Genomic DNA, 2,588 nt, shown 5'->3' with positions numbered 1-2,588 from the left:
GGCCAGCCCCTTGCGGACCTCCGGCCCGCCCCGCCCCTGCGTCGTGCCCTGCGTCGTGCCCGTCGCGCTCACGCCACGCCCCTCCGCGTCGCCCCTGCCGGCCGCCCGGTGCGGTCAGCCCTCCCGGTTGCCCTCGAGGGTGAAGTCGTAGACCCCCGCGTCGAACTCGCCGTAGGAGGCGTAGTCGAGCAGGTCGTACAGCTGCGCCCTGGTCTGCATGTGCGGCACCTGCCCCGCCAGCGTCCCCCCGGCGGCCAGGGCGTCCAGGGCGCGCTCGGCCGCGCCCATGGCCAGCCGCAGCAGCGAGACGGGGTGGATGACCAGGCGCACGCCGGCGTCGCGCAGCTGCTCGTGGGTGAACAGGTCGCTGCGGCCGAACTCGGTCATGTTCGCCAGCACCGGCACGTCCACGGCCGAGCAGACCGCCTCGAACTCCGCCAGGTCCGCCATCGCCTCGGGGAACAGCACGTCGGCGCCGGCGTCCACGAGCGCCTTGGAGCGCTCCACCGCCGCGCGCAGGCCCTGCGGGCCGGGCAGCGTGCCGCGCACGTCGGTGCGGGCGACGACCACGAGGTCGTCGTCGCGGCGGGCGTCGACGGCGGCCTTGACCCGGCGCACGGCCGTGGTGCCGTCGACCACGCTCTTGCCCTCCAGGTGCCCGCAGCGCTTGGGGTTCACCTGGTCCTCGACGTGGAAGGCGGCCACGCCGGCGTCCTCCAGCACCTGCACGGTGCGCGCCAGGTTCAGCGGCTCGCCGAAACCGGTGTCGGCGTCGACGAGCACGGGCAGGTCGGTCTGGCGGGCGATCTCGGCGGAGCGGGCGGCGACCTCCGGCAGCGTCGTCAGCCCGACGTCGGGCAGCCCCAGCTCCGCGGAGAGCACCGCCCCGGAGACGTAGACGCCCTCGAAGCCCTTGCGCTGCACCAGGCGCGCCGAGAGCGGGTTGAACGCCCCGGGGAAGCGCAGCAGCTCGCCGGAGGCCAGCGCCGCGCGCAGCGCCCTGCGCTTGGCGGGGGCGGTGGTGGTCGAGTACAGCATCGGCGCGGAACCCTCCTCAGAACAGCCCTGGCGGCAGCGGCACGGTCTCCAGGTGCCCCGGCGGGGCGACGACCCCCAGCTCGCGCACGCCCGCGGCGTCCAGCTCCGGCAGGCGCTGCGCCAGCGCGGCGAACCGCTGCACCTCGGCGTCGTCGAGGACCCCGGCGGCCAGGGTGCGCAGCTTGGCCAGGTAGTCCTCGCGGCCGAACGGGCGCGCGCCCAGCGGGTGGGCGTCGGCCACGGCGATCTCGTCGACGAGCGTGGAACCGTCGCTCAGGGTGGCGACGACGCGGGCGCCGAACGCCTTCCGCGCCGGGTCGGTCTCGTGGTAGCGCGCGGTCCACTCCGGGTCCTCCACGGTGCTCACCCTGCGCCACAGCGCCACGGTGTCCGGCCGGGCGGCGCGCTGCGGGGCGTAGGAGCGCTCGTGGTGCCAGGCGCCGTCCTGCAGGGCGACGGCGAAGACGTAGGGCACCGAGTGGTCCAGCGTCTCGCGGCTGGCGGTGGGGTCGTACTTCTGCGGGTCGCCGGAACCGGAACCGGTGACGACGTGGGTGTGGTGGGAGGTGTGCAGCACGATCGAGGCGACGTTCGCGGGGTCGCGCAGCTCGGGGTGCTCGCGGTGCAGCCGGCGGGCTAGGTCGATGACGGCCTGCGCCTGGTACTCCGCGGAGTGCTCCTTGGTGTAGGTGTCCAGCACCGCCCGGCGCGGTTCGCCCGCCTCGGGCAGCGGCACCTCGTACACCGCGCCCGGGCCGTCGAGCAGCCACGCGATCACGCCGTCCTCGCCCTCGTAGACCGGCGCGGGGCTGGTCTGCCCGCGCAGCGCGCGGTCCACCGCCTCCACCGCGACCTTGCCCGCGAACGCCGGGGCGTGCGCCTTCCAGGTGGAGATGGCGCCCTTGCGCGACTGCCGGGTGGCGGTGGTGGTGTGCAGGGCCTGCCCGATCGCCTGGTACGTGGTCCCCACCGGCAGGGCGAGCATCGCGCCCAGCCCGGCGGCCACCGAGGGCCCCAGGTGCGCGACGTGGTCGATCTTGTGCGCGTGCAGGCTGATGGCGCGCACGAGGTCCACCTGCACCTCGTAGGCGGTGACGACGCCGCGCAGCAGCGCCGCCCCGTCGCAGCCGGCGTGCTGGGCCACCGCCACCAGCGCCGGCACGTTGTCGCCGGGGTGGGAGTACTCCGCGGCCAGGAACGTGTCGTGGAAGTCCAGCTCGCGCACCGCCACGCCGTTGGCCCACGCCGCCCACTCCACCGAGACGGCCTCGCGGGTGCCCACCACCGTGGCCCCGCGCCCGCCGCGCGAGGGCGGGTGGGCCAGCGCCTGTGCGCGGGCGGAGACGACGGGGGCGCGCAGCAGGGACGCGGCGGAGACGGCGGCGTTGTCCAGCACGCGGTTGACGACCATCGCCGCGACGTCCTCGTCCACGGGCACCGGGTCGGCGGCCAGCTCGGCCAGCTTCCAGGCCAGCTCCTCGTGCCGCGGGAACTCCTCGTCGCTGCGGCGGACCCGGACGGTGTGCTTCTTCACGCGGGGGCCTCCTGGG

The 2,588-nt window shown here is 75.8% G+C and carries 2 protein-coding genes; both read right to left on the bottom strand.

All coding sequences use genetic code 11. The features are described 5' to 3' along the window. Positions 1 to 114: 114 nt before the first annotated feature. Positions 115 to 1,038 carry a methylisocitrate lyase gene (gene prpB, locus GTR00_RS18670; protein WP_166613069.1) on the bottom strand — a complete coding sequence of 308 codons (924 nt, stop codon included), beginning with the start codon at positions 1,036 to 1,038 and terminating at the stop codon, positions 115 to 117. A gap of 16 nt (positions 1,039 to 1,054) precedes the next feature. Next, a complete protein-coding gene (locus GTR00_RS18665) occupies positions 1,055 to 2,572 on the bottom strand; it encodes an MmgE/PrpD family protein (protein ID WP_166613068.1) in 1,518 nt (505 codons plus the stop codon). Positions 2,573 to 2,588 lie beyond the last annotated feature (16 nt).

Origin of the sequence: Kineococcus indalonis (genome assembly GCF_009906395.1) — a bacterium.
Lineage (GTDB): Bacteria > Actinomycetota > Actinomycetes > Actinomycetales > Kineococcaceae > Kineococcus > Kineococcus indalonis.
This window is presented reverse-complemented; position numbering and strand designations above follow the sequence as displayed.

Excerpts from the sequence above, each read along its gene's own strand:
- prpB (WP_166613069.1), bottom strand. The coding sequence starts at position 1,038 with ATGCTGTACTCGACCACCACCGCCCCCGCCAAGCGCAGGGCGCTGCGC.